The organism is Sphingobium sp. Cam5-1, assembly GCF_015693305.1.
GTDB lineage: Bacteria > Pseudomonadota > Alphaproteobacteria > Sphingomonadales > Sphingomonadaceae > Sphingobium.
In genome coordinates this window covers 2331492-2358308 of sequence record NZ_CP065138.1, presented here as the reverse complement: position 1 = coordinate 2358308, position 26817 = coordinate 2331492, and the positions used below count along the sequence as shown (strand labels likewise).

27 protein-coding genes are annotated in these 26817 nt (G+C 63.4%); 12 read left to right on the top strand and 15 right to left on the bottom strand.

All coding sequences use genetic code 11. The features are described from left to right. Window positions 1–9 precede the first annotated feature (9 nt). The 3 genes from IZV00_RS11750 to msrB are packed head-to-tail and all read left to right on the top strand — an operon-like array spanning window position 10 to window position 2651. Window positions 10–969: an ABC transporter ATP-binding protein gene (locus tag IZV00_RS11750; RefSeq protein ID WP_196226635.1), complete on the top strand. Its 960-nt coding sequence runs from the start codon at window positions 10–12 to the stop codon at window positions 967–969. Beyond that, a complete protein-coding gene (locus tag IZV00_RS11745) occupies window positions 969–2165 on the top strand; it encodes an ABC transporter permease (protein WP_196224808.1) in 1197 nt (398 codons plus the stop codon). Before IZV00_RS11750 ends, IZV00_RS11745 begins: the two co-directional genes overlap by 1 nt. A gap of 9 nt (window positions 2166–2174) precedes the next feature. Continuing rightward, window positions 2175–2651, top strand: a complete 477-nt coding sequence (gene msrB, locus IZV00_RS11740; RefSeq protein WP_196224807.1) for a peptide-methionine (R)-S-oxide reductase MsrB — start codon at window positions 2175–2177, stop codon at window positions 2649–2651. Here the strand turns inward: msrB and IZV00_RS11735 are convergent. The 9 genes from IZV00_RS11735 to htpX form a co-directional block, all read right to left on the bottom strand. Next, on the bottom strand, window positions 2632–4476 hold the full coding sequence (locus tag IZV00_RS11735; protein WP_230463193.1) for a hypothetical protein: 1845 nt from the start codon (window positions 4474–4476) through the stop codon (window positions 2632–2634). The two genes, msrB and IZV00_RS11735, sit on opposite strands and share 20 nt — an antisense overlap. Continuing rightward, window positions 4439–4852, bottom strand: coding sequence for a GtrA family protein (locus IZV00_RS11730; RefSeq protein ID WP_230463192.1), 414 nt, complete (start codon window positions 4850–4852; stop codon window positions 4439–4441). Before IZV00_RS11730 ends, IZV00_RS11735 begins: the two co-directional genes overlap by 38 nt. Before the next feature lie 10 nt (window positions 4853–4862). Further along, entirely contained in the window at window positions 4863–6389 is a 1527-nt protein-coding gene (locus IZV00_RS11725) for an NAD(P)/FAD-dependent oxidoreductase (RefSeq protein WP_196224805.1), read from the bottom strand. Window positions 6390–6503: 114 nt separating this feature from the next. After that, complete coding sequence (purH, locus tag IZV00_RS11720; RefSeq protein ID WP_196224804.1) at window positions 6504–8093, bottom strand: bifunctional phosphoribosylaminoimidazolecarboxamide formyltransferase/IMP cyclohydrolase; 1590 nt, start codon at window positions 8091–8093, stop codon at window positions 6504–6506. Window positions 8094–8188: 95 nt separating this feature from the next. Then, window positions 8189–9958 (bottom strand): heparinase II/III family protein, encoded by a 1770-nt coding sequence (locus IZV00_RS11715; protein ID WP_196224803.1) that lies wholly within the window; start codon window positions 9956–9958, stop codon window positions 8189–8191. Beyond that, window positions 9955–10617 carry a ribulose-phosphate 3-epimerase gene (rpe, locus tag IZV00_RS11710; protein WP_097092555.1) on the bottom strand — a complete coding sequence of 221 codons (663 nt, stop codon included), beginning with the start codon at window positions 10615–10617 and terminating at the stop codon, window positions 9955–9957. Before rpe ends, IZV00_RS11715 begins: the two co-directional genes overlap by 4 nt. 92 nt (window positions 10618–10709) lie before the next feature. Beyond that, on the bottom strand, window positions 10710–11195 hold the full coding sequence (locus tag IZV00_RS11705; RefSeq protein ID WP_196224802.1) for a diguanylate cyclase: 486 nt from the start codon (window positions 11193–11195) through the stop codon (window positions 10710–10712). Window positions 11196–11248: 53 nt separating this feature from the next. Next, window positions 11249–12535, bottom strand: a complete 1287-nt coding sequence (locus IZV00_RS11700; protein ID WP_196224801.1) for an RsmB/NOP family class I SAM-dependent RNA methyltransferase — start codon at window positions 12533–12535, stop codon at window positions 11249–11251. A 69-nt stretch (window positions 12536–12604) separates the two neighbouring features. After that, window positions 12605–13579, bottom strand: coding sequence for a zinc metalloprotease HtpX (htpX, locus tag IZV00_RS11695; protein ID WP_443020049.1), 975 nt, complete (start codon window positions 13577–13579; stop codon window positions 12605–12607). Between the two features lie 47 nt (window positions 13580–13626). Between htpX and IZV00_RS11690 the strand changes: the two genes are divergently transcribed. The 3 genes from IZV00_RS11690 (at window position 13627) to IZV00_RS11680 (ending at window position 15409) form a co-directional block, all read left to right on the top strand. Beyond that, window positions 13627–13800, top strand: a complete 174-nt coding sequence (locus IZV00_RS11690) for a DUF1674 domain-containing protein (protein WP_196224799.1) — start codon at window positions 13627–13629, stop codon at window positions 13798–13800. A 195-nt stretch (window positions 13801–13995) separates the two neighbouring features. Further along, window positions 13996–14424, top strand: a complete 429-nt coding sequence (locus tag IZV00_RS11685; RefSeq protein ID WP_196224798.1) for a hypothetical protein — start codon at window positions 13996–13998, stop codon at window positions 14422–14424. An 85-nt stretch (window positions 14425–14509) separates the two neighbouring features. Further along, on the top strand, window positions 14510–15409 hold the full coding sequence (locus IZV00_RS11680) for a UTP--glucose-1-phosphate uridylyltransferase (RefSeq protein ID WP_196224797.1): 900 nt from the start codon (window positions 14510–14512) through the stop codon (window positions 15407–15409). Between the two features lie 187 nt (window positions 15410–15596). On the opposite strand, the gene ssb is transcribed toward IZV00_RS11680, so the two are convergent. The 4 genes from ssb to IZV00_RS11660 all read right to left on the bottom strand — a co-directional run bounded on the left by ssb (window position 15597) and on the right by IZV00_RS11660 (window position 19067). Beyond that, window positions 15597–16154 (bottom strand): single-stranded DNA-binding protein, encoded by a 558-nt coding sequence (gene ssb / locus IZV00_RS11675; protein ID WP_196224796.1) that lies wholly within the window; start codon window positions 16152–16154, stop codon window positions 15597–15599. 49 nt (window positions 16155–16203) lie between these two features. Next, complete coding sequence (gene feoB, locus IZV00_RS11670; RefSeq protein ID WP_196224795.1) at window positions 16204–18063, bottom strand: ferrous iron transporter B; 1860 nt, start codon at window positions 18061–18063, stop codon at window positions 16204–16206. After that, complete coding sequence (locus tag IZV00_RS11665; protein WP_196226633.1) at window positions 18060–18314, bottom strand: FeoA family protein; 255 nt, start codon at window positions 18312–18314, stop codon at window positions 18060–18062. The genes feoB and IZV00_RS11665 overlap by 4 nt, the downstream gene beginning before the upstream one ends. An 87-nt stretch (window positions 18315–18401) precedes the next feature. Beyond that, complete coding sequence (locus IZV00_RS11660; RefSeq protein ID WP_196224794.1) at window positions 18402–19067, bottom strand: COQ9 family protein; 666 nt, start codon at window positions 19065–19067, stop codon at window positions 18402–18404. Window positions 19068–19219: 152 nt separating this feature from the next. Here IZV00_RS11660 and IZV00_RS11655 point away from each other — a divergent pair, with 152 nt between their 5' ends. From IZV00_RS11655 to ribH, 6 genes are all read left to right on the top strand, one after another. Further along, a complete protein-coding gene (locus IZV00_RS11655) occupies window positions 19220–19900 on the top strand; it encodes an energy transducer TonB (protein ID WP_230463191.1) in 681 nt (226 codons plus the stop codon). An 8-nt stretch (window positions 19901–19908) separates the two neighbouring features. After that, window positions 19909–20421 carry a hypothetical protein gene (locus IZV00_RS11650; RefSeq protein WP_230463190.1) on the top strand — a complete coding sequence of 171 codons (513 nt, stop codon included), beginning with the start codon at window positions 19909–19911 and terminating at the stop codon, window positions 20419–20421. Window positions 20422–20429: 8 nt separating this feature from the next. Continuing rightward, complete coding sequence (gene ribD / locus IZV00_RS11645) at window positions 20430–21413, top strand: bifunctional diaminohydroxyphosphoribosylaminopyrimidine deaminase/5-amino-6-(5-phosphoribosylamino)uracil reductase RibD (protein WP_268934764.1); 984 nt, start codon at window positions 20430–20432, stop codon at window positions 21411–21413. 32 nt (window positions 21414–21445) lie between these two features. Beyond that, the gene (locus tag IZV00_RS11640) at window positions 21446–22057 is read left to right on the top strand and encodes a riboflavin synthase (protein WP_196224792.1); all 612 of its coding nucleotides are present in this window, start codon (window positions 21446–21448) and stop codon (window positions 22055–22057) included. A 73-nt stretch (window positions 22058–22130) separates the two neighbouring features. Continuing rightward, the gene (gene ribB, locus IZV00_RS11635) at window positions 22131–23414 is read left to right on the top strand and encodes a 3,4-dihydroxy-2-butanone-4-phosphate synthase (RefSeq protein WP_196224791.1); all 1284 of its coding nucleotides are present in this window, start codon (window positions 22131–22133) and stop codon (window positions 23412–23414) included. 14 nt (window positions 23415–23428) lie between these two features. Next, a complete protein-coding gene (gene ribH / locus IZV00_RS11630) occupies window positions 23429–23851 on the top strand; it encodes a 6,7-dimethyl-8-ribityllumazine synthase (protein ID WP_196224790.1) in 423 nt (140 codons plus the stop codon). A 486-nt stretch (window positions 23852–24337) separates the two neighbouring features. On the opposite strand, the gene IZV00_RS11625 is transcribed toward ribH, so the two are convergent. Beyond that, a complete protein-coding gene (locus IZV00_RS11625; RefSeq protein WP_196224789.1) occupies window positions 24338–25420 on the bottom strand; it encodes an alkene reductase in 1083 nt (360 codons plus the stop codon). A gap of 99 nt (window positions 25421–25519) precedes the next feature. Then, a complete protein-coding gene (locus IZV00_RS11620; RefSeq protein WP_196226630.1) occupies window positions 25520–26785 on the bottom strand; it encodes a DUF445 domain-containing protein in 1266 nt (421 codons plus the stop codon). Window positions 26786–26817: the final 32 nt, after the last annotated feature.

The window sequence follows — 26817 nt, the reverse complement described above, 5'->3', positions numbered from 1 at the left end:
CAGGAGTGGATGATCCGTAACAATCCGGCTCCCCCGTCGGCCTATGCCGTCGAAGGCCATGCTCTTGTCAAGACATTCGGCAAATTCCGGGCGGTCGATGGCATCGACCTCGCCGTTCCCACGGGCTCCATTTACGGCATTCTGGGGCCTAACGGAGCGGGCAAGACGACCTTGCTCCGCACTCTGCTCGGCATCATCGATCCCGACGAGGGTTCTCGCCGACTGCTGGGGGATGATGTCCCGCTACGTCAGGCGCGGGCCATCGGCTATCTGCCCGAGGAGCGGGGACTCTACCCCTCGATGAAGGCGGCGGAAGCGATCGCGTTCATGGGTGCACTGCGTGGGCTGCCGCTAAAAACGGGGCGGCAGCGCGCACGAGAAATGCTTGCCGAACATGGCATGGGCAGCTCGATCGACAAGCCGATCCGTCAACTGTCGAAGGGCATGGCGCAGACCGTTCAGCTATTCGGCACGATCATCCATGAACCTCGGCTGATAGTTCTCGACGAACCTTTCTCCGGCCTTGACGCGATCAATCAGGGCAAGCTGGAGCTACTGATCCGCGAACAGGCACGGCGGGGCGTCACCATCCTCTTTTCCACCCACGTCATCGCGCATGCCGAACGCCTTTGTGAACGCATCGCCATCGTCGCGGGCGGCCGCATCAGGTTCGAAGGATCAGTGGGCGAAGCGCGTGACAAGCTACGCCCGCAGGTTCGCCTGCGGACCCGCGCGAACGATGGCAACTGGCGCCGTGCCTTGCCTGCTGAAACGCTGGCGGCCGATGGCGCATGGCATTTTGATCTGCCGGATGAGGGGATCGAACCGCTGCTCCGTGCTTTGCTCGACGGGCAGGCGGGCATCGAAAGTCTCTCGATCGAACGACCCGGCCTGCATGACGCGTTCGTCTCCATCGCGGGTGCCGCCGCTGCCCAGCAGATGCAGGATGCGGAAGAGGAGGTCGCGTGATGAGCGAAGTTCTGCGCGCGGCTCTGGTCATCGCCCGGCGCGATTTTTCTGCTGTGATCTTTTCAAAGACCTTCATACTGTTCCTGCTCGGCCCCTTGTTCCCGGTCGTGATCGGCATGGCGTTTGGTGGTCTGGGTGAAAAGATCACGACTGAAAGCCTGCGCCCCACCGTCGGCATCGCCATGGCGAAGGACGATGCGGCGCGCATGGAACAGGCCCATGACATTCTGGCCGCCCGATTGGGGGCGGACAACCTCCCCCGCCTGCAACGCGCGCCCAAGGGAGCGCCGCGCGCCTTGCTTATGCGGCCCGACGCCCGCTTCATCGCCATCCTGTCGGGCACGATCACCCATCCTGTGCTCACCGGCAAAGCCGACGATCTCGCCATGCTGGAAGGCGACATCAGCCTGCTCGCAAGCGCGGCCGTCGCTGGCGAACAGCTACCCCATGTACGGATCGAAAAGCAGCTCGTTACGGCTAGCGCGGGCGCGGAGGCGCAATCGCGATTGTTGACCGGCCGTGCGGCGCAGGTCTTGATATTCCTGCTCACCATGCTCCTTGCGGGCATGGTTCTGTCCAACCTTGTGGAGGAAAAGACCAACAAGGTGATCGAAATCCTCGCTGCCGCCGTCCCGATCGATTCCGTTTTTCTGGGCAAGCTTATCGCTATGCTCGGGATGAGCTTCGTCGGCATCGGCTTCTGGGGGGCGGGGGTCGTTTTCGGCGTCAGGATTTTCGCAGGTCCTGACATTGCGCCGCCTATCCCTGCCGTCGGATGGCCCATGTTCCTGCTGCTTGGCGGCGTCTATTTCACCATGGCCTACGCCCTGCTGGGCTCGTTATTCCTGGGCATCGGTGCGCAGGCCGCAACCGTTCGGGAGGTGCAGACGCTCAACATGCCGGTCACCATGGCACAGATGGGCGTCTTCTTTTTCGCGACCTATGCGGTCGATCATATGGGCTCCGCTCCAGAGATTGGCGCGATCATCTTCCCCTTCTCCTCGCCATTCGCGATGATCGCGCGAGCGGCTCAGGACGCAGCGCTATGGCCCCATATTCTTGCGATCGTCTGGCAGGCCATTTGGGTTGCCGCCATTATCCGTCTGGGCGTCTGGCTGTTCCGTCGGCATGTGCTTAAATCAGGCCATGGCAGCAGCCGGAAATGGTTCAGGCGGCGCTCAGCCTCGGTTGGTTAGGCAGGCGGGATGACACGGCGGGATCTTCTAAAAAGTGGGGCCTGTGCGGTAGCCGCTCTCGCCTTCTGGCGATTGGGCATGGAAGAGGCCGCCGCCGCTTATCCCTTTACCCTGACCGATGCTGAATGGCGCAAGCGCCTCAGCCCGCTTGCCTATAATGTGCTGCGCAAGCAGGCCACTGAACATCCCTTCACCAGTCCGTTGAACAAGGAACATCGCGCGGGCACCTTTAGATGCGCAGGGTGCGACCAGGCACTGTTCAGTTCGAAGACCAAATTCGACAGCGGCACAGGTTGGCCGAGCTTCTGGGCGCCCTTGCCCCGTGCCACGGGTATATCGCGAGATATGTCCTTGCTTTATCCAAGGATCGAGGTTCATTGCGCCCGATGCGGCGGCCACCTGGGCCATGTTTTCGATGATGGACCGCCGCCCACCGGGAAACGCTATTGCATGAACGGCGTGGCGCTCAGTTTTGCGGCGGCATGATCCTGTAGACTCGCAAGGACGTCATCCCCTGAAGCCTGATCGGCTTCAACCAGTCGGGCTGTCCACCCTTGTCCAAAATCATTGCCAGACTGCCCGGATGCTCCTGAGCATAATGCCTGAACTCATTGAGGCTTGGACAGGTCACCAGATAGTCTGGTCCCCTGCCACTATTCAAAGCCGTCAGAATAGCCCGTGCCTTAGCTGGCGGCGCGGTAAAGCCCTCGACCACCGCCGTGATCCCGGCCGCATTCCGGTGATGCGCCGTGCCGATGACGTCGTGGCGGGTGCGGATCAAAATGTCGGGGCCGATGTCCAGGGGCGCAAACAGCGTCGATCGGGGCAACTGCCGCAATGGCTCCAACACCGCGGCAGTCCGGCATTCACCCGCAGGCGTGGGTGATTTCTCCTCTTTCTCAGCGCCCGCCGTCGCTGCGATCCAGAGCGCGCATAAGGCGGCCGGGGTGAGCAAAGCGACCGCCGAGGACGCGAACACCCTCGGGATCGTCGCGGTTTTCTGCTGCGCCCGGCGGAAGAGCCGTAACATCAACCAGGCCACCCCCGGCAACGCCAGGACATGGGCGACCGACATCGCCCGCATCACGAGGATGGCGACCAGCGTCGCTCCGGTCAGAAGAAGCGCCACAGCCAGCCAGCGGTCACGCGCCTTGGCCGTATCGGAAATTCGCGCCGCCATGATCGACCCGGCCACTCCCGCGAGCGGAGGCAGCAGGATGAGGCCCATCATCGATCGGCCCTGTTCCCAGATCGGGCGGCCTTCCATGACATGCAAATACCAGAGTTTATAGGCGACGGGTCCCAGCGACTGGAAAGGATCGCCGGTCAGGCAAGACTTGCCGGTGATGATGAACAGCGCGGCGGCGGCCAATGCGCCCGTTCCGGCGGCGGCGAACCGCCCAGTCGCGGAAACGGGGGCGGCGATGCGGAAGACAATCGGCGTTACGATCGCGAAGGCGGTCAATGGCCAGATATAGGCCGCTGAAAGAGCATCGCATTGCGCATGCGCTAGCGGCGCCATGCCGCGCAGGACAGCCAGTAGCAAGAGCGCGGCACTGCCCAAGGTCAGCGCATAGGTTAGAAAGCGGGGCGTCTCATCTCGATCTCGCCACTGCCGCAACGCCAATACAGCCGCGAACAGGGCGGCATAGGGCAGTCCTTCGCTCGAAATCTGTAGCCACACGGCCATGGCGGCGCCTGCGACCACGCCGCCGCGTCCGGGCCGCGTATCCATGGCACCTGCAAGAGCGATCGTCGCCATCAGGATCTGCCAGCCATGGTGATCGATCCGCAGTGGCCCGAATTGCACAAGGATGGTCGGCGTCGTCAGCATGAGCACCGGCGCAAGTATCGCCGCCGGTTTGCCAGCAATGCGAATAACAGCAACATGCAGTGCCCATGCCAACGCACCCAACAACAGCAATGGAACCGTCGAGCAGGCGATCACTTCGGCCAGGTGGCTGCCCAGCACCGGTCGCAGCAGCAGGATTATGGCCGCGATCGGCATATCGACGATCCGCGACCAATGCATGGGTCCGCCAAAGGGCGGGTTCACCCGATGCTGACTGACATCCAGAAAGGCCTGGCCGCCGAGCCAGTCGCGCACCTGCTGAAGGCGCATTGCGTCGTCCGGATCACGAAAGCCCAAAATGTCCAACTGGTCGCGGGCCAGCCACAACAAGATGATGGAACAGCAAATCCAGGCAAGGACGAGCCAGCGGGCATTGGGGGCGGCTGTCCCCCCAATGTCGCGGGTAAACCCCGTGCGGATCTTAGCGAGCGACGAAGACGCCATATTTCCGGATCGCATATACCGATAGAAAACTTGCGGGGATGGCGAACAGCTTGGCAAGCGCCGGAGCCATTCCGGCGGCTCCCAGAACGCTGATCAGGCCGGATGTCACGGCAATGCCGACCACCGCGCTGACGACAAAGCCCAGACGCTGCCGGTTCGTCGGGCCAACAGCCGAAGGAAAAACGAACCGAACACTGATCAGCCAATGCAGCAGCAGGCCCGATGCATAGCCGATGGCCCCCGCCATCGTGGGCGGCACATCGAACCGCAGCAACGCCAGGAACAGCAGCATGTCGCCGCAAAGCGCGCACAGGCTGGCCAGCAGATAACGGACTATGGTGAAGCGGACGGTTAAGGCGCTGGTCAGATGGCCAAGGTTCATCAATGCCATGACTGCCGGTTTACGCGGCCTTCAGGCGGCCGGGCACCCGCCGCACGCTTCCCAGCGCCGCATTCTGCCCGATGGCTTCTTCGCCTTCCTCGCCAGCTTCATGATATTCGGCATCCTCGTTGACCGCCCAGATGTCGAACTGCCGCTCGCCAGCTTCGATGTTCCGCACGGTCAGCATGGCGGTCATCATCGCATGATCCTGATTATTATAGCGGTGCATGCCGTTGCGGCCGACCAGATGCAGCGTCGGGTAGAGCTGCTCCAATTCCGTCCGCATCTTCAGCACATTGACGGCATAATCATCGTCATAGACGGGATAGGCCTTCTCCTGACGGACGACAGCTCCCCCGACCACATCGCCAGGATCGCAAAGCCCCAGGATCGCCATCTCGCGTTTGGCTAGCTCGACCAGGGCATCGTCGCTCGATGACCAAAGACCGTCGCCCTCAAAGCAGAAATATTCAAGGCCGACGCAGGCGAGCGATGGATCGGGCACCATTTCCGGAGACCAGCTGCGGAAATTCTGGATGCGGCCGACCTGAACCTTCGAATCATGGATATAAATCCAGTTGTCGGGAAACAGATCCTCCGACTTGATCATCAGTGCCACGGTCAGGAAGTCGCGATACTTAAGCTCCATCGCATTGCCGAGCGTCGCGGGCAAAGGATGAATGCGTCCCGCCAACTCACGCATCGGCGCCGAACTGATCACATGAGGCGCTTTCAGCAGCACCTCGCCCTCGGGACCCTGAGCGACCATCTGCCACCGGCCGGTGCCTTGGTCGTGCGACAACTGCTTGAGGCTATGCGCCATCAGCACCTTGTTGTCGCCCTTGACCACGAAGTCCCGTGCCGCTTCCCACATCATGCCGGGGCCAAGCCGTGGATAGCGAAAGCTTTCCAGCAAGGTCTTTGTCGCCATGCCATCATTGGGCCGCTTGTTGAGACCCAGCGAGCGCTTCAGCCCATCCTTTACCGCGCCCCAAAGCGAAAGGCCCTTGATCCGCTGCGCCGCCCAATCAGCCGACATTTCGTGGCAGGGCATGCCCCAGACCTTTTCAGTATAGGTCTTGAAGAAGATGGAGAACAGCTTGTGTCCGAAGGCATTTACCGTCCAATCCTGAAAGGATCGGACATTGCGATTGGGCAGCAGCCTCGCCTTCGCGAAGCTCGCCATGCATAGCGTCGATCGCCACACGCCCAGGTTCCACAACGCCTCAAAGGCGCGCAGCGGATAGCTGTAGAATTTGCCCTCATAATAGATGCGGCTCATCCGGGGTCGCTGGATGAAATCATTGGGCAGAATCTCGTTCCAGAGATCGACCACCTCTTTCGACTTGGAGAAGAAGCGGTGGCCGCCAATGTCGAAGCGGAATCCGTTCAGTTCAACAGTACGGCTGATCCCGCCGACATAACGGGGGTCCTTCTCGATAACGGTGACCGAATAGCCCTTTTTGGTGAGCAAATAGGCCGCAGTCAGGCCTGCCGGACCCGCGCCGATGATGGCGACATCCACATTCTGGTCGATTTCCGGCATGCAATGCCCCCCGATAGGCTAACTTCTATCATCGGAATTGGCGGAAATCATCTAAGGAATGGTTAACAATCAGGTAAGGATGGCGGGGCAGGTGGACCGCCCCGCCAGCCTGTCTTAGTGGCGAAAGTGCCTCATGCCGGTGAAGACCATGGCGAGGCCCGCTTCGTCCGCCGCCGCGATGACTTCCTCGTCACGGATCGATCCGCCCGGCTGGATCACTGCCGTCGCGCCAGCTTCGACCGCCGCCAGCAGGCCGTCGGCGAAGGGGAAGAAGGCGTCGGAAGCCACCGCAGAGCCGATGGTGCGGGCTTCGCTCCAGCCTGCCTTTTCAGCGGCATCCTTGGCCTTCCACGCCGCGATGCGGGCGGATTCGAGGCGGTTCATCTGCCCCGCGCCGATGCCTGCGGTGCTGTTGCCCTTGGCATAGACGATCGCGTTCGACTTCACATGCTTCGCGACGGTCCAGGCGAACAGGCAGTCGTTCAGCTCCTGATCGGTCGGCGCGCGCTTGGTCACGACCTTGAGCTGATCGCGCGTGATGCGGCCATTGTCGCGGCTCTGCACGAGCAGCCCGCCAGCGATGCTCTTCATCATGAGGCCGGTGCGGGCGGGATCGGGCAGTTCGCCCGTCAGCAACAGGCGGAGGTTCTTCTTCTTCGCAAAGATCGCCTTCGCATCGTCATCGGCGTCGGGCGCGGCGACGACTTCGGTGAAGATACCGCTGATCGCCTCGGCGGTAGGCCCGTCGAGCGGGCGGTTGACGGCGATGATGCCGCCAAAGGCCGAAACGCTGTCACAGGCAAGCGCCGCTTCATAGGCTTCGATCAGCGTATTGCCGGTCGCGACGCCGCAGGGATTGGCGTGCTTCACGATCACCACGGTGGGCGGGCCGTCACGGAACTCGCTGACCAGTTCCAGCGCGGCGTCGGCATCGTTGTAATTATTGTAGCTCAGCTCCTTGCCCTGAATCTGCTTCGCCTGGGCAATGCCGTTTGTCGAAGGGCCGACGGGCAGGTAGAGCGCGGCCGACTGATGCGGGTTCTCACCATAGCGCAGTGTCGCGCCGAGCTTGCTCGACACGGCCAGCGTTTCGGGGAAATCGACGCCCTGATCGGCAAAGGCGAACCAGCTGGCGATCATAGAATCATAGGCGGCAGTGGCGGCATAAGCCTTGGCCGCGAGCATCCGGCGGAAGTCATAGCTGGTCGCGCCGCCCTTTTCCGTCATCTCCGCAATCAGGCGGGCATAGTCGGCCGGATCGGTAACGATGGCGACGCTCTCATGGTTCTTCGCGGCGGAGCGGACCATGGAGGGGCCGCCAATATCGATATTCTCGATGATCTCTTCGCGTTCGGCGCCCTTCGCGACGGTGGCGGCGAAGGGGTAGAGATTGACGACAACGAGGTCGATCGCGCCGATCTCATGTTCGTTCATCGAGGCGACGTGATCCGGATTGTTGCGTACTGCGAGCAGGCCGCCATGCACCTTCGGGTGCAATGTCTTGACCCGGCCGTCCATCATCTCCGGGAAGCCGGTGAGGTCCGAAATATCCTTCACCTCCAGCCCGGCATCGCGCAGCGCTTTGGCCGTGCCGCCGGTGGACACCAGTTCGACGCCATGTTTGCCCAGCGCCTGACCCAGTTCGATTAGGCCGGACTTGTCCGACACGGAAAGAAGGGCGCGTTTGATGGTGACGTCTGACATGATGCTTCCTGCTGTTCGAAGTGCCGCTCAGGCTTGCCGCAGGCCTCTAGTCCTGCCGGGCCGATGCGGCAAGGACAGGATTCGGCGTAAGGGCCTTAGCTCACCCGCTTGAAGAGCCAGCCGATGGTCGATCCGCCGGGCAGCGCTTCGGCGGTGATGACCAACTGGCGGGTCTCATGCGGGCGGCCTTCTCCGTCCACCCAGAGGCTTTCCTCTATGGTCAGCTTCCCGGCATTGGCGCGGAACTGCCAAATAGGCCCCATCTCGATGCGCAACAACGCGCCCATACCGTCCGCCGTGGCCGTCGGCTCGACCCCGGGGGCGAGGTGGAAGCGTAGCTCGGCGGGCAGCTTTACCGGCCTGCGGCGGCGCGCGGCGGGCGTCAGCATGTCTTCGCCCCGGATTTCGCGGCCGTCGATGCTGACGAGCAGCAGGCGGCGATGGACATAGCCCATGCGCCGCACATAGCCGTCATGGCTGATCTCTATCCGGCTGCCGCTTTCCTGCTCTTGCCGGTGAAATTCGACTTCGGTGACGCCGCGTCCCAGCGTGCCGTCAGGCAGCAGGGCGGTGGAATTGCTGTTGTTCAGCACCAGTGTGCTGTGCGCCGCCGTGGTGCGCAGGCCCTGTGCGAGGCCGCCGGGCATCCATGCGCCCTCAAGCGCCGCGCCGCCGCAATTGACGATTAGCCGCTGCGGCCCGTCGCTGATCTCGATCGCGGTGGTGGAGGCGCATCCCGCCTCGGCCAGTCGGGCGACCGGAGGCGGCGCAGCATCGATCTGGACGATGGTCGTGCCCGCGACGATCCGCTGATAGCCCCAATCGCTCGCCTGCCGCAGCGGACGCGCCCGCACGCGGCTTGCCCGGATCACGCCTTCTATGACGGCCGGGTCGATGGCGCCCGTGCCCTGCCAACTGCCAAGCCCGCCATCGCCATGGGTAAGACCCAGCAACGCGGGAACCATTCGTCCTTGCGCTTCGGAGAGAAAAGGCGGCACCTGTTCGCGGCGAACATCATAGACCGCCCGCACCATCGCCAGCAGCATGATGGCGTCCAATTGGTCACTGGGCGATCGCGAGATAATGCCGCCATCGCCGTGAACCGTGTTTTCGATGGCGCGCTTGAGGCCCGCCTCACCGAAAATCTTGCGTGCCGCACCCCCCGGCAGCAACATCGAAGCCGCGACGATCCCACCCCAGGCCACCAGCCGCGGCAGGCCAAGCGGCGCCTTGTCCGCGCCGCGATCCAGATGGCGCGCCGTCCGCGCGATGCAGTTCAGCACGAGTGAGCGATAGACCAGATCGCTGGACGACAGGATCAGCGGCGCATGGGCCGACCAGAAAAGCAGCCGCCAACCGGCATTGTCGGCGCGCCAGGCTGGTTCGCTTGGCGTTTCGGCATGCGCCTCCAGCCATTTGCGCAGCACGGCTTCGGCAATGGGCGCACCTTGTTCGCGGGTAGCGGCCGATGACAGGTCGCGCAGCCAGGCAAAGCTGTGCAGATAATCGGCAAAGGCGGGAATGACGCTCAGCCGGTCGAATTCCAGCGTGTTAATCGGCTGCTTCAGCCCACGGAACAGGAAATAACCGGCGCGGATAGCCTGACCGGCCTTCGTATCGCCAGCAATTTCATCATCGGGCACGGCGAGCAATTTGAGCGGATATTTGCCCTTAAGCCGCCGACCATGGATCGGTGTTTTCCAGCTCATCAGGTAAAAGCGGTTGGCGACCCGTTGAGCCAGCGACAGGCCCTTGTCATCCGCGACGCGGATGAGGCGCTTGCCCTGCTCGATTCCGTTTTCGGCTGGTTCTGATTCCGCCGTATCCGCAAGCGATGGGCTGGGGATGCGCCGCCTGTCGCTCACCCGCCCTTGAGCTTCCGGATATTGTCGGCATAGGCGGAAGGCCCGCCACGGAAGGTTGCGGTGCCAGCGACCAGCACGTCCGCGCCCGCTTCGATCGCGCGCGGGGCGGTGGTGAAATCAATGCCGCCGTCAACCTGCAGGCGAATGTCGCGCCCGCTCTTGTCGATCATCTTGCGGATCGCCTCGATCTTGCGCAGCTGATTTTCGATAAAGCTCTGTCCGCCGAAACCGGGATTGACGCTCATCACCAGGATCAGGTCGACATCATCGATCAGGTAATCGAGCATCTTGGCCGGGGTGCCGGGATTCAGCACCACGCCTGCCTGCACGCCCAGCGACTTGATATGCTGGATGGAGCGGTGAATGTGCGGCCCAGCTTCCGGATGGACGGTCAGGATATCGGCCCCCGCCTGCGCGAAGGCGTCCAGATATTGATCCACTGGAGAGATCATCAAATGAACATCGAACGGCTTTTTGCTGTGTGGGCGCAAGGCCTTCACCACGGCCGGCCCGATCGTGATGTTGGGTACGAAATGGCCGTCCATCACGTCGATATGAATCCAGTCGCAACCCGCCTCGTCAATCGCGCGGACCTCCTCGCCCAGGCGGGCGAAGTCGGCAGAGAGGATGGAGGGCGAGATAAGGATCGGGCTGGTCATCAACAGTCGGCTCTAGCCGCGCCTTGGGTCAAGGGCAACGCCGCAGTTCGACCTTATCCACAGGCTTTTGCGGCGCTTCGTGGGCTCGGGATTCAGGGCAGGATGAAAATAGTCGGATCAAGGCCGCGTGACGCCATCGATCCGCGCGGCAAAAACTGCTTCACGCCGTGGAGCGCGACGACATGCGCGCCCTCCAATATCGGGGCGGCGATGAGGCGCATGGTGCATTCCCCGCCATCCAGCGGCCGTATATCGACGTCCACGGTGAAGCCACGGCGATGGCGAATGGCGTAGGCACGTAGCCGCTCCATCGCTTCGCGAGAGTCGGGTTGGTAGAGCGATGTGGCGAGCGGGCGCTGAACCGTCATGCCGCGCTCTATGCCGAACAGGTCATAGACGCCGCTGGTCCATGACAAGCTATTGTCGCTAAGGTCGCAATGCCACAGGCCGATGCCGCGCTCCGCCAGCGCCTGGTCGTCGCGAGAAGTACGGTCGTCGAGCGACACCGAGGCGAGATGCTGGTGCAGGTCGTAGAGCGGCCAGCTATGGTGCAGGGCAAGGGGCTCGGTCGGGCGCAAGCGATGCCTTTCTGACGTTGCCAGATCGCAGTTCTTCTGGGCCTGATCTTAATTCATTGTGGCGCGCGGGCAAGCCGGGCAACGAAAAAGCCGTCCGTTCCGCCTTGGTCGGCCAGCGTCTCGGGCAGGGTGCGCAGCCAGCCCTCCGGATGGGGGGATATACCCTGCGGCAGTTCGGCCGCCCTCGCGCTCTGGATGCTGAAATCGGGATGGGTGCACAGAAAGCTTTCCAGCTGATCTTCGCCCTCTGCCTTTTCGAGCGAGCAGGTGGCGTAGATCAGGGGGCCGCCGGGCTTTAGCCACTGGGCTGCGCGGCTGAGCAACTCCGTCTGCAATTCGGTAAGTTCGGCTATCTGGCGCGGGCCAATGCGATGCAGCACGTCGGGATGGCGCCGATAGATGCCGGTGGCGGTGCAGGGGGCGTCGAGAAGTATGGCGTCAGCGGGAGCGGCGGTCTCCCACTGGCGCAGGTCGGCCTGAACGATCGTGGCGGAAAGGCCGGTGCGTGACAGGTTTTCGCTCAGCCGTTCCAGTCGCTTCTTCGACTGGTCGATGGCTGTCACCCGCCATCCAGCGGCGGCGAGTTGCATCGTCTTGCCACCGGGGGCGGCGCAGAGGTCCAGCACAGTGCGGCCCTCGCCCTGTCCAAGGAGGCGCGCGGGGCAGGAGGCGGCGAGATCCTGCACCCACCAAGCGCCCTCGGTGAAGCCGGGAAGCTCCGTCACCGATCCATGATCGGGCAGACGGACATGGCCGGGCGCGAAACTTTCGCCGCCAAGCTTTTCGGCCCAACTGGCTGTCTCTGCCGGGTCGCGCAGGGTAACATCCACAGGCGGGCGTACGGCATAGGCGCGCGCGGCGGTAGCGGGCATGTCGCTGCCCCACTGGCTTTCCCAGCGCGCCACGACTTCGTCTGGCAAGGTGGGTGGATCGGGGAGGGTGGGTGTGGCGCGGGTGACAGTGCCAAAGACGCCATGGACCAGCTTGCGCGGGCCGCCGTCGACCAGGGGCAGCGCGGTCGCAATGGCTGCATGGGGCGCGGTGCCAAGCGCCAGCACCTGAATGAGGGCGATGCGCAGGACCATGCGGGCCTTGGCATCCGGGGGCAGCGGCTGGCGAGTAGCGCCGTCGATCAGCGCGTCGAGATCGGGCAGGTGGCGCAGCGTCTCGGCTGCGATGGCATGGACGAGCGCCCGGTCGGGAGCGGGCAGGCCCTGTGTGGCGCCATGCAGCGCCAGCTCTAGCGGATCGCCGCGGCGCAATACGGCGTCGAGCAGGCGCAAGGCGGCGCGACGGGCGGGGAGGCCGGGAATATCCGTGGGTTGGGAAGCTTTTGCCATCGCCTGCGCCTAGGCCAATTGGCGGGAAAAGTAATCACCGTTTGGCACTGCCACGGCAGAAGCCGGATCTCAATCGCGTCCTAGGGGATCAAGAGCGCTGGACCGCCGACGCGCCGGCGCTGCCACAGGGCTCAACGCCGAGGCCCGCGCCACGGCAGCCACTGGCACGCCCACATCCTCCGCCATCTCCTCCAGTGCCGCGATGCGCTTTTCGGTCGCGGGGTGGGTGGAGAAGAGTTCGCTCACATGCACGGGGACGATATAGAGTTGGGCGGCGGCGGGATTGCGCTCGGCCACATGGTTCGGGATCATCTCCGCCTTGCCGGAAATCTTGGCGAGCGCGGATGCGAGCGCTCTGGGATTCCCGCTGATCTGCGCTCCGGCGGCGTCGGCGCCATATTCGCGGGTGCGGCTGATCGCCATCTGCACGATCATCGCGGCGAAGGGCGCGACGATGACCGCCATTAGCGTGGCAAGGATATTGCCATGGCCATTCTCTTCATTGCCGCCACGGAAGAAGAGGCCGAAATTGGCGAGCATCGAAATGGCGCCCGCGATTGTCGCGACCATGGTCATGATCAGCGTGTCGCGATTCTTCACATGGCCAAGCTCATGCGCCATCACGCCCGCCACCTCATCGCGGGTGAGCATCGAAAGCAGGCCCGTTGTCGCGGCGACGGCGGCATGGTCGGGGTTGCGGCCCGTGGCAAAGGCGTTGGGATGCGGTTGCTCGATCAGGTAAACGCGCGGCATGGGAAGGCCCGCCCGTTGAGCCAGATCGCGCACAAGCCCGTAAAATTCCGGGGCGCTCTCAGCATCAACCTCCCGCGCATTGTGCATCGACAGGACGATCTTGTCGGCGTTCCAGAAGGTGAAGAGGTTCATGCCCGCCGCAACCAGCAGCGCGATCATCGCGCCGCCGCTGCCGCCCAGCGTATAGCCCAGCGCCATAAACAGCGCCGTCATCGCCGACAACAGCATCACCGTCTTGAAACCGCTCACTTGTCTTCCACTCCTTTGCAGCCCAGATAGCGGGTCATGCATGAATATGGGGTTGCCGATGCGGCGCCACAATCGAAAGGCTTTTGGACATGGGAACATATAACGGCAAGCGTCCCGCGCATGTGAAGCCGCCAGCGCATCTTTCGAAGAGCCCGCCAGTGCCTGCGCCAGACCCGATCGACCACCCCTCACGCCATGAGGAAGAATTGAGCCCCGTCCGCTACGGAGACTGGGAACGCAAGGGAATCGCTATCGATTTTTGAATGTCAGCGACTGACCCTTGATCGGTTCACCGCTGATTATGCACGTCTTCCGCTGGCCTGTGCCCTCGCTGCGAGGGGCGTGGCGCGCCCCCCTAGCCTTTGCTACCTGCTTCCGTGCAGGATTCAGCGGGGCAAAGGAAGAAAACAAGCCGGGGGTGGGTCGTGAATCATATAGCCGAGATAAAGGTGAGGGCGGTGTCTGAATATGCGCCGGAAGATGCGGCGCTGCTCTGTGCCGTGGGTCGTCTGGTCTGTGCCTGGACGATGCTGGAACAGAGTCTGGAGGCGAAAATCGCCATGATGCGGGAAGCGATGGGTGACGTGCGAACCGTCGGCACCCGGATGCGCCCCGGTATGGCGAAACTGATGACCGAGCTTCGGACGATGGTGGCGATGCGTGACAAGCGCAACGCCAGCGCGCTCAAGGAGATTTCGGATATCGAGCGACACATGCAGAGGATCGATCGTTTCCGATCGCTCATCATTGGCGGCTTTCAGCAGCCCGCGCCCGGTGGTTTTACGTGCCGCGACGCGCGGAACAATCACACGCATGTCTCGCTTGATCATCTCGATGCGGAGATATCTTCGCTCGAAACGGTGGCGCAGCGCCTGCTGGCCGTCTGACCGGGCGAGTAATCCTCCCGCTATACTTGACCTTTGATGTGTGGAGGGCGAAGCCTGTCCGCGCGTCTAGCGAGAATGGAATATCATGCCCTACAAGCCTATCCGCAAAGCTGTGTTTCCTGTCGCGGGCCTTGGCACGCGCTTTCTGCCTGCCACCAAATCGGTGCCCAAGGAGTTGCTGCCGGTCGTCGACCGCCCGCTGATCCAATATGCCGTCGATGAGGCGCGCGAAGCCGGGATCGAACAGATGATCTTCATCACCGGCCGAGGAAAAGGCGCGATCGAGGATTATTTCGACATGGCCTTTGAGGCCGAAGCCACCCAGCGGGAACGCGGCAAGGACCTTTCGGCCCTTGACGGCACGCGTCTCGCCCCCGGCAATGCGGTGTTCCTGCGCCAGCAGGAGCCGCTCGGCCTAGGTCACGCCATCTGGTGCGCCCGCGACATCGTCGGCGACGAACCCTTCGCCATCCTGCTGCCCGACGAATTCATGAAGGGCGCGCCGGGCCGTGGTTGCCTCAAGCAGATGGTCGATGCTTATAATCAGGTGGGCGGCAATCTGGTCTGCGCGCTCGAAGTGCCGATGGCTGATACGCCGAGCTATGGCGTCATCGATCCGGGCCAGCGCGACGGCGCGCTGACCGAGGTCAAGGGGCTGGTGGAAAAGCCCGCGCCCGGCACCGCGCCCTCCAACCTCATTCTTCCCGGCCGTTACGTCCTGCAGCCTGAAGTGATGAAGATATTGGAGACCCAGGAAAAGGGCGCAGGCGGCGAAATCCAGCTGACGGACGCCATGGCGTCGATGATCGGGCAGCAGCCCTTCCATGGCGTGACATTCGACGGACGCCGCTTCGACTGCGGATCGAAGGCGGGCTACATCGAGGCAAATCTGGCGCTGGCGCTGGAGCGCGAGGATTTGGGCGAGCATATCCGGAAGTTCGCGCTGGCTGAACTGGGCGCTACGGCGATCGCTGCTGCTGCGTAAGGGGGTTCGCTAAGAAAGGCGGCCCCGTTCGACACCTCCCCTCCCGCAAGCGGGAGGGGCCGGGGATGGGCCAGCGCAACCTCAATGTCATATAGCAAAGGCTAGCGCAGAAGCTCGCTGCCGCCCGCGCCCACCCCTAACCCCTCCCGCAAGCGGGAGGGGAATGTTTCATACCTTGCAAAAACCCTCAGAACGGCACTTCGTCATCCAGATCATTGTCGAAGTTCGGGCCGCCAGCGCCGCCCCGGCCGCCGCCGGAGGAGCGTCCCCCGCTGCCTCCGCCAAAGCCGCCGCCGCTACCCCCGCCAAAATCGTCATAGTCGCCGCCGCCCGAGCTGGCGCCCCAATCGCTGCCGCCGCCCTGCGAACGTCCGCCACCCTGGCCACCACCAGGTGCGCCGTCGAGCATGGTCAGCACCGCGCCCGGACCCTGCAAAACCACTTCGGTGGTATAGCGATCGTTTCCCGACTGGTCCTGCCACTTACGCGTGCGCAACTGGCCCTCGACATAGACCTTCGATCCCTTGCGCAGGAACCGCTCGGCGACGCCCGCCAGACCTTCGGAGAAGATCGAGACGCTATGCCATTCGGTGCGCTCCTTGCGCTCGCCCGACATGCGGTCTTTCCAGCTTTCGGAAGTGGCGATGCGAAGGTTGCACACCTTGCCGCCATTCTGAAAGCTCTTCACTTCCGGGTCCGCGCCCAGATTGCCTACCAGAATGACCTTGTTGACCGAACCCGCCATATTTCCTCCGATGCTTTGGAGGTTCTTATAGTCGGCTGGCCTGCGGACGCTACCCTAAACCGATGGCCGTTGCGGTCCAGAAAGTCACCCCAGCAGCGACATAAGCGAGCGCGAAAAGATAGCCGATCATGAAGAGCGGCCATTTCCATCCATTGGTTTCCCGCTTCGTCACGGCAATGGTCGAAATGCACTGCGGCGCGAACACGAACCAGGCGAGGAAGGCAAGGGCGGTCGGCAGCGGCCAATTGTCCTTCAGCCGATCGCCCAGACTCCGCTCCAGCTTGGTCTCATCTTGATCGGCATCGAGCGAATAGACGGTCGCGAGCGCTGACACTGCTACCTCGCGCGCAGCCATTGCCGGGATCAGAGCGAGCGAGATATCGCGATTGAAGCCGATCGGCTCCAGCACGACGTTGAGCCCGTTGGCGATCCGTCCGGCGACCGAATAATTGACCTGGCTGACGGCGCTGTTCTCCGGCGCCTTGGGGAAGCTGAGCAGCACCCACAGGATCACGGTCGATGTGAAGATGATCGTGCCGGCGCGCTTCAGGAAGATCACCGCCCGCTGCCATAGGCCGAGCAATATGTCCTGCGGGCGCGGCCACTGATATTTGGGCATTTCCATCAGGAAGCTGCCGCTTGCGCCCTTGGTGACGGTGGCGCGCAGGATCAGCGCGACCAGCATCGCGCCGACGATCCCGGCGATGTAGAGGCAGAAGAGGACGAGTCCTTGCAGCCCGATGCCCAGTCCCACGTTGCGCGTCGGGATGAAGGCGCCGATGATCACCGCATAAACCGGCAAGCGCGCCGAGCAGGTCATGAGCGGCGCGATCAATATGGTCGTCAGCCGGTCCTTCGGATCGGCGATGGTACGCGTAGCCATGATGCCCGGCACGGCGCAGGCGAAAGAGGAAAGCAGCGGGATGAAGGCGCGGCCCGACAGGCCGACGCGGGCCATCAGGCCGTCCATCAGGAATGCTGCGCGGACCATATAGCCCGTCGCTTCCAGCATCAGGATGAAAAAGAAGAGGATGAGGATCTGCGGCAGGAAGACGACCACCGATCCGACGCCGTTGATGACGCCATCGACCAGGAAGGATCGCAGCAGGCCATCCGGCAAAGCGTTGGTGACGATCGTGCTTGCCGTTTCGGCCAGCCCCTCGATCATGGCGATCGGTGCCGCCGACCAGGCATAGACCGCCTGGAACATGATGAAGAGCAGCGCGAGCAGCAGCAGCAGACCCGCCACGGGGTGCAGCGCAACCCGGTCGACCGCAGCGGTCAGGCGGCGCGAGGGCGTTTCGCGAACCACCGCCGCCCGTGCGATCCTGCGCGCCTCGCTGCGCAAAGCATTGAAGTCGAGAGGCGCGGCGGTAGGCCGGGCCTTGGCGCTGCCGTCGAAAAGCGTGTCCAGCTCGGCGCGGAGATGGTCGAGCCCGCGCTTTCGAACCGCAACGGTCGAAATGACCGGCACCCCCAATTCGCGCGAAAGGATATTCGCGTCCAGTTCCAGCCCGTCACGGGTGGCAAGGTCCACCATGTTGAGCGCCACGACCGTCGGCAGGCCAAGGGCGATCAACTCAAGCGCGAACCGCAGATGATTGTCGAGGTTGGAGGCATCGACGACCACCACCAGTGCGTCCGGCAGCCGCTCGCCATGCTGCTTGCCAAGGACCACGTCGCGAGTCACCTGCTCATCGGGGCTGGTGGGATTGAGGCTGTATGTTCCGGGCAGGTCGACCAGTTCGAGCGGGCGGCCATCGGACAGCGACAGCCTGCCTGCCTTGCGCTCCACCGTGACGCCGGGATAGTTGCCCAGCTTCTGCCGCGCGCCGGTCAGGGCGTTGAACAGCGCGCTCTTGCCGGCATTGGGATTGCCGACCAGCGCGACCAGTGGCATTCCACTCATGCCGCCTCCGCCGGACCGGTGCGGACGGTAATCGCGGCCGCATGATTGCGGCGCATCGCAATGGTCATGCGCCCGACCTTGCAGGCGATCGGACCCCGCCCCAGCAAACCGCCATGATGCAGCGCTTCGACGCTGGCGCCTTCGCACAGGCCGAATTCACGCAGGCGCTGGCCGTCCGACGCGGAAAGCGCGTCCCAGTCGATCAGGTCCACATAGGCTGGCTGGCGCAACGGCAGTTCGGACAGGCGCAAGGAAGTAAAACTCGCTGAGATCACCTGCGAGTGACTATCAATATAGATAGGAAAAGGCCAGCCGGAATCGCGGCCCTTCGCAGCCAGTCAGACTGCGGGGTAGCGGAGCCTGCCGATGAAGCGAGCCAGGCTCAGCCGCTCGCCGCCGCCTATGCCTTTCCACCTCGCCTTGGCCCGTTCAAATCGCATCACGCCTTCGATGCGCCGATCGAGGAAGGCGCGGCTATCCGCCCAATCCTCGCTTTCATCGTCCACGAACACCAGCAGCGTCGCGGCATAGACCGCCGCGAGCGTCAGGCGCTTGCTATAATGATTGAGGTCGGTCGCGCTGTCGCCCGCAGCGCGCCACATCACATCGGCCGATCGCCAGCCGAGCTTCGCTGCGCGGACGCTATTTTGCGGCAGGGCCATGATAGCGAGCGCGCGGCGCAAGGCCTCCCGGTCGCGCGCCAGCAATGTCAGTCGTGCCGTGACCAGCGCGATGATGCGCTGGCGAATCGACATGGTGCCGAGCTTCTCTGGCGTCAGCGCCTCCAGCATGCGCGTGTCGATGCTGGCGAACCAGGCATCGATCATGTCCATCGCCCCCGCCGAAAAGGCGAGATGTGCGATGTCGGCATCCACCCGGCCTTCCGACGCGGCCATGGTGACCGCTTCGGCGCGCCAGCCGTCAAATGCGGCATGGCGAGGCAGGATCGGCGCGAGAAACGCCCGCACTTCATCAAGGGTCGGGTCTTCTGGCAAGGTCGTCATGTCCCCTATGGTAGGGCGCGGCACGCCTGCACACAAGCACAGGACTTCGATCAAAACATGATGTTGCAACATATCATTAGATATGATGTAACATCATGTCTGTGACGAGCAGAAGCTCGCGCGGATTTAGGATGGAGGATGCGATGGCAGTAATGGCAATGCATGCAACGGGCGGCGAGAGGCGGCCTGGCTATAGTGGCGGTGGCGGATCGCCCGTCGCGATCGGAGCGACCATCGCCATCCACGCGCTGGTCGTGGGTGCGTTCATCCTTATACCCAAGGAGGTGATTGCCCCCTATGTGCCGCAGATCCTAATCGGCAAGCAGATTCCGATCGATCCGCCGCCTCCACCCGAGGCGCAGCCCCAGCCGCCCGAGAGCAGGCTGCCGCTACGCCCGGCGACCGACCCGACCCCGACAAATCCCGATGATCTGGTAAAGCTGCCTGACAGCGGAACGGGGCCAATTATGCCCGCTGGCGGCACTGGTACTGACACGGGTGGGGGTGTCATCCTGCCGCCCATCGACTTGCCCCGTGACCCCGTCTTCGTCGAACCCGGCATCGACCCGCGCGCCATGTCGGCGTTCCAGCCCGACTATCCCGGATCGATGATCCGCCAGGGGATGGAAGGTTCAGTCACCGTCCGCGTCAGCATCGGCGCTGATGGGAAGGTCACCGGGATCGAACGGCTGTCCGCCACGGACGAAGCCTTCTGGATCGCGACCCAGCGGCACGCCATGCGCAAATGGCGTTTCCGCCCCGCGACTCGGGACGGCGTGGCCGTGCCCGGCACGAAGGTGCTGACCGTCCATTTCAAGCTGACCGACCGTTGAATGCCGTGATGCCGGATGCAAGCCCCGGCTTTGCATCCGGCGGCGCGCTACCCTATATAGCGGCGATGGCGATCTTCCCCCGTCCAGTCTCTCCCAGAAGCGCGCTAGGCGATATGTGGAGCTATTTTCGCGAGAATCGGCCGCATAAATGGCCGCTGCTCGGGCTGTCGATGGCGATCACCTGGGTGATCATCTGGGTGTTCATGGTCGATGCGAACACCAACACCATGCCGACCCGCAACAAGATCATCTACGTTCAGAGCTGGGACGCAAGCCGTTCGGACGCGGCGATTATCCTTCAGCAAAAGATCGACCTGGCGAAGGGCGAGGCGGCGCTTCAGAAGCGGCAGAAGCAGATGCAGGGATGGGCCGACGCATTCGGCATCGACTGGCGCACCGAAGAAGCCCGCAACAGCGCGCGCCGCAAGGAAGCGCTGAAGCAGATCAATGCCCAGCTCGATTCGCGACTGGCCAAGGCGGAGGCCGCGGAAAAGGCCGCGCCCCAGACCAGCCAGAATTGAATTTCCCGATGGCCGACCCTGCCGACGACCGCCGTTTCATGGCAGCGGCGATCGCCCTGTCCGAACGCGGGCGGGGTCTGTCCACGCCCAATCCCAATGTCGGATGCCTGATCGTCCGCGACGGTGCTGTTGTCGGTCGCGGCTGGACCCAAAAGGGCGGCCGACCCCATGCCGAAGCGCAGGCGCTCGATGAAGCAAAGGATCAGGCGCGCGGCGCGACCGCCTATGTGACGCTGGAGCCCTGCTTTCACCTGTCTGCCCGTGGGCCGCGCTGTGCTGACCTGATGGCGCGAGCAGGCGTCGCGCGGCTGGTGATCGCACTGCGTGACCCCGATCCGCGCACCGATGGGCAAGGCGCAGGACATCTGCGCGCGCGGGGCATAGAGGTCGAAATGGGCCTGATGGCGCATGAAGCTGCTGCCGCCATGCGCGGCTTCGTCCTGCGCCAGACACTTGGCCGCCCCGCCGTCACCCTGAAGCTTGGCCTCTCGCTCGACGGCTGCATCGCGCTCAAGAACGGGTCAAGCCGCTGGATCACCGGCGAGGCGGCGCGCGCCCATGCGCATCTGGAGCGGGCGCGGCATGACGCCATCCTGGTCGGCGGTGGTACGCTGCGCGCCGACGCCCCGCGCCTCGATGTCCGGCTACCGGGACTGGAGGATCGCTCGCCCCGCCGCCTGCTGCTGACTCGCGGCCGGGCGCCCAAGGGGTGGGAAGCCATTGCGCAGCCGGAGGATATCGCCGCGCTCGACCATGTGGACCATCTGATGGTGGAGGGCGGCGCGGGAGCGGCAGCGGCCTTCCTGCGCGCCGATCTGGTCGATCGCCTTCTACTATACCGCGCGCCGATCATCATCGGTGGCGGCCTTGCGGGCATCGGCGACATCGGCCTGTTGGACCTCGCTCAAGCGCACCAGCGCTGGACCCTGATCGATGAGCGCCAGCTGGGCGAGGACCGGCTGGAGGTTTACGAACGGCGGCGCGGCGCTTAGGAGCGTCACGGAACCAGCAGGATCGCATACCCATGTTCACCGGCATCATCACCGACATCGGCACCATCCGCTCCGCTGAGCAGCGCGGAGACCTGCGCCTCGTCATCGGCACCGCCTATGACATGGAAGGCGTTGCGATCGGCGCTTCGATCGCCTGTTCGGGCGCGTGCCTGACCGTGGTGGAAAAGGGCGCGGACTGGTTCGCCGTCGATCTGTCCGCCGAAACGGTGGAGCGAACCGCGCCCGGCCTTTGGAAGCAGGGCGGCAGGCTGAACCTGGAACGTGCGCTTAAGGTGGGGGATGAACTGGGCGGGCATATCGTGACCGGCCATGTCGATGGCGTCGGCACATTGGTGTCGATCACACCGGAAGGGGATTCCACCCGGCTGGTGATCGCTGCGCCCCCGGCGCTGGCGCCGGCACTTGCGGCCAAGGGGTCTATCACGGTCGATGGCATCTCTCTGACCGTGAACAGCGTGGAGGATCAGCCGGAAGGGTCTGTTCAGTTCGGCCTGAACATCATTCCCCATACGGCTGCGGCTACCACGCTCGACGATCTGGCGACTGGCCGGACGTTCAATCTGGAGATCGACGTGCTGGCCCGTTATCTCGATCGCATGCAAGGCCTTCGCGCCTCGATGTGATTCATGCTTGAAATAATCACATCATGATGTGATAACTGCGTCCTGAGGCCGATCTGGTCAAGGAGTCGCTATCATGTCTTCCGCGCTTATCGATACCGTCCGCACGCTGGTCAACGAAGGCGGCATGTCCCGGTCGGGCCTTGCGCGCGCTGCGGGCCTTCATGCCAATTCCCTGCGGAAACTGGGCGAAACGGACTGGAACCCGACCGCCGAAACGCTGGGCAAGCTCGAAAATTATCTGGCGCGGCGCGAGGGCGGCACTGCTCTTGCATCCCCGGAAGAGATCATCAATGAAGCGCGTAACGGCCGCATGTTCATCCTGGTCGATGATGAAGATCGGGAGAATGAAGGCGATCTGGTGATCCCGGCGCAGATGGCGACACCCGACGCGATCAACTTCATGGCGACGCACGGACGGGGGCTTATCTGCCTCGCAATGACCAAAGAACGGGTCGATCATCTGGGCATCGACCTTATGAGCCGCAACAACGGCACGCGGCATGAAACCGCCTTCACTGTGTCGATCGAAGCGCGTGAGGGCGTAACCACCGGCATCAGCGCCGCTGACCGCGCCCGCACCATTTCCGTGGCGATTGACGGGTCCAAGGGCCGCGAAGACATCGTGACGCCGGGCCATGTATTCCCCCTCGTCGCCAAGGATGGCGGCGTGCTGGTGCGCACCGGCCATACAGAGGCGGCTGTCGATGTCGCGCGTCTCGCCGGGCTCAACCCGTCGGGCGTGATCTGCGAAGTGATGAAGGACGATGGCACGATGGCGCGCCTCGACGACCTCATCCCCTTCGCGCAGAAGCACAAGATGAAGATCGGCACGATCCGCGACCTCATCGCCTATCGCCGCCGTCATGATCATATGGTTGAGCGCCGCGCCGAAACCGTCTTCAACAGCAAGTGGGGCGGCGATTGGAAGGCGATCAGCTTCTATAACAAGGCGACGCAAAGCGAACAGCTGGTGCTGCAAAAGGGCCATGTTTCGCCCGACGAACCGACGCTGGTGCGCGTGCATCAGCTCTCGCTGCTCGACGATGTATACGGCGCCAGCGGCCCGCGCTGCGAAATCCTGCGCAAGTCGATGGAGATCATTGCGAAGGAAGGGGCCGGCCTCATCGTCGTCCTGACCAGCAATTCGCCGACCGATTTCCTGACCCGCATCCTGCGCCACCATGCTGGCCAGCCGGTCAGCGGCATGGACGAATTGCGCGATTATGGCGTGGGCGCGCAAATCCTCGCGGAACTCGGGGTGCACGACATGGTCCTGCTTACCAATTCCAGCCATAGCCTCATCGCGCTTGACGGCTATGACCTCGCCGTGGTTGGGCACCGGCCTGTCGAGCTATAAGAAGGATACCGGCCGTGGCGAAATTCCTGATCGTTGAAGCCCGCTTCTACGAACATCTCAATGACCTTCTGATCGAAGGCGCGGTGGCTGCGCTGGAGGCGGAAGGGCATAAATATGAAGTCGTGACGGTGCCCGGCGCGCTGGAAATCCCCGGCGCGGTTGCGCTGGCGGCGGAGTCCGGCCGCTATGACGGCTTCGTGGCGATCGGCGTGGTGATCCGCGGCGAAACCTATCATTTCGAAGTGGTGTCCAACGAAAGTGCGCGGGGCCTTATGGCGCTCAGCATGGACGGCATTCCAATCGGCAATGGCATCCTGACCGTCGAGAATGAGGCGCAGGCGCTGACCCGCGCCAAGCCGGATGAGAAGGATAAGGGCGGCGAAGCGGCCAAGGCCGCGATCGCCATGCTGGGCCTGCGCGAGAAATTCGGCGCCTAGAGCATTTTCGAAGCAGATGGCATCATCTGCTGGCTCGGAAAATGCGGGAAACAAAAGACAAATGGAGCATAATCCGATTCAGTCTGATCGGATCATGCTCTAGGCGCCTCTCGCTCTGCATTGGCACCGCCTCTTAGGGTGTAAACTCATAAATGGCGCGTTCGAGGTTGGAGGCAAAAAGGCCCAGCCCGAGGAGGGAGGGCGCAGGAATATGTCAATATTTCAAGCCCTCTTGACGCTGGGATGGGCCTTTTTGGTCAAATCCGCAGGACGCCAAAATGGCTTCCATCTCGAACCGAAATGCGCTGGCAAAGGTGTATGACCTTCGCGGCGCGCATTTCGGCCCGATATGGAAGCCATTTTGGCGCCTCGAACGCGCAATTTATGAGTTTACACCCTAATCCGTTCGCCCTGAGCTTGTCGAAGGCCATCACTGCTTTTTTGGAGAAAGGGCCGACCCTCGGAGCGGCCCTTTTCCATCCAGGCTCAGCCCGCCTGGGCGAGAACCGGATAATCCACATAGCCCTCGCTTCCCTGCGTATAGAGCGTATCGGTGCTCAAGGGGTTAAGCGGAGCCCCTAGCGACAGGCGATCCGGCAGGTCCGGATTGGCGATGAACGGACGGCCAAAGCTGATCGCCTGGGCAAGGCCGCTGTCCAGATCCTCCTGCGCCCGCCCCGCGTCATAATCGCTGTTCAGGACGAGTGGGCCGCTGAAATGACGGCGGATGAGCGGCGACTGACGCGGAACGTCGCTCGCGCCCCGGCTGCCGTCCGGACGCAGCTCGCGCATCTCCAGAAAGGCGATGCCGATGGGGTCCAGCGCCTTGGCAATGGCGATGGCAAGGCTGGCGGGATCGCTGTCGTCCGTACCTTGCGACGCGCCATTGATCGAAATCCGCACCGCCGTCCGATCGGCGCCGACAGCCTCTGCCACGGCCTGCGTGATCTCGCGTAGCAGCCGGACGCGGTTTTCGGGGCTGCCGCCATAGGCGTCCTGCCGCTGGTTGACGCCGTCGCGAAGAAATTCGTCGAGCAGATAGCCGTTGGCGGCGTGAACCTGAACGCCGTCAAATCCAGCTTCGCGAGCATTGCGCGCGGCTGTGACATAGGTGGCGATCAGGGCCGGGATTTCCTCTGCGTCCAACGCGCGGGGCTGCTCATAGGGCTTGTTGCCCTCATAGCTATGGGCGTGGCCGGGTGCAGCAATCGGACTGGAAGAGACGGGCTGCTGCCCGCTGACGCTCGAATGGACGAGGCGACCCATGTGCCAGAGCTGCGCGAAGATGCGGCCGCCGACTTCATGCACAGCCTTCGTGATCGGTTTCCAAGCCTCCGTCTGCTCAGCCGTCCAGATGCCCGGTGCGAAGGGCCATCCAAGTCCCTGACGCGACACGCCTATGCCTTCGCTGATGATGAGGCCCGCCGAGGCGCGCTGGCGATAATAGTCAGCCATGATCGGCGTGGGCACATGATCGCGGCTGGCGCGGGCGCGGGTGAGCGGTGCCATCAATATGCGATTGCGGGCCTTGATGGCGCCCAACTGAACAGGATCGAAGAGGCTGGTCATGAAAATCCCCTTGTTACGGTTGCAATTTGCAACGCATAAGCTTGCCGACGCCAGCTAGGGATCGGTGATCAGGGTTTCAAGCCTGTTCGCGGCAAGATGTCAAAACAGTGTGTGGACCGCATGAATGGCCAATCCTACAAGGCCACCGACCAAAGTACCGTTGATCCGGATATATTGTAGGTCGCGGCCGACAGCGCTTTCGAGGCGGCTGGTCACGGTTCCCGCGTCCCAGCCGCGCACGGTTTCGCTCACCAGTTTGACGATGGAATCGCCATAGGCGGCCGTCGCGCCGACAGCCGCACGGCGCACGAAGCGGTTGATCAGCAGGCGAAGGCGGGCATCGTCCTGAAGCGTGGTGCCCAGTTGGCGCAGCGCCTCGCCCAGCCGCCCCGCCATCGCCTTGCCCGGATCGCGAACGGCGCGCAGCAGGCCGGAACGCGCTTGTTCCCAAAGGCCGTCTATCCACCGCTGCATTGCGGGATTTTCCACGATCTCATCGCGGATGCGGGCCACGCGTTCCTGCATGGCGGTATCGAATTGCAGGTCGCTTGCCAGCTTCGCCATGCCCTCTTCTGCCTTGAGGCGCAGGCTGTGGGCCGGGTCTGCCGCCATCTCCGCCAGCAACCGCCGCAACCCGTCGATGATGGCGTTGGACAGATTTTCATCCAATCCCGTCCAGCGCAAAATCTTGCCCGCCCGATCATGCACCATCTGGCGGACAAGGTGGTCATTGGCCTCCAGCGTGCGATCGGCCCAATGGATGATGCCGTCCATCACCGGCGCATGGCGGCCGTCGCGCATCGCCGCTTCGATCGCCTGACCGATCAGCGGGGCGATGTTCATGCCCCGCAGCCGCTGCGCGATCGCGCCCTTGACCATCCCGCCAAGCCGCTCCTGATCAAGCGCCTCCAGCATGTCCGCCACCAGCCGCGACGCGCCTTCGCGCAAGCGGCCGTCGCCCCCGGATGGGCTGGCGAGGAAGCGCCCTGCGGCGGCGGCGACGTCCAGCCGCTGCATGCGCCGGGCAACAACGGCGGGGGTCAGGAAATTGTCGCGCAGGAAGAAGGCTAACGTATCGCCGATCCGGTCCTTGTTGCGCGGGATGATCGCCGTGTGCGGGATGGGCAGGCCCAACGGATGCCGGAACAGCGCGGTGACGGCGAACCAGTCGGCAAGGCCGCCCACCATCGCGGCTTCCGCAAATGCCTGAACGAAACCGATAGCTGGATGCAGATGGACGGTAGATCGCGCGGCGAGGAACAATAGCGCCATCGCGATCAACATGCCCGTCGCAACCACCCGCATGTCGCGCGGCGGCCGGACAGGCGCGTGGGCGGCGATCGGGGGAACGGGAAGCTGCTTCATCGTCCGTCCAACGGTTACGCCGCCGTTTCGTT